We start from the raw sequence: 255 nt of genomic DNA on the forward strand, positions 1-255 counted from the left end.
ATGAGGGCGGTCAGTACTTGGATACGGACGGCGTTTTCGCTGCGCCCCAGGAAACGCTTGATCTTCAGGTGCTGCTTGAGCCATTTGAAAAACAGTTCGATCCCCCAGCGCTCCTTGTAGCGCTGGGAAATTTCGAGTGCCGTGCTTTGCAAATCGTTGGTGGCAAAGACGAGCGGCGCAGCGCCAGGGCGCGCCACGGTGACTCGCCGCAGTTGTTTGTCGTAGTGATTGCGCCGCCGGCCGCCGGGTGTCTTG

1 protein-coding gene is annotated in these 255 nt (G+C 60.0%); it reads right to left on the reverse strand.

Going from position 1 to position 255, the window contains the following annotated elements; translation table 11 throughout:
* A partial coding sequence (locus GM676_RS31465) for a transposase (RefSeq protein ID WP_155468475.1) occupies positions 1-255 on the reverse strand: 255 nt, incomplete at both ends.

It is taken from the genome of Duganella radicis (assembly GCF_009720825.1).
Taxonomy (GTDB): domain Bacteria; phylum Pseudomonadota; class Gammaproteobacteria; order Burkholderiales; family Burkholderiaceae_D; genus Rugamonas; species Rugamonas radicis.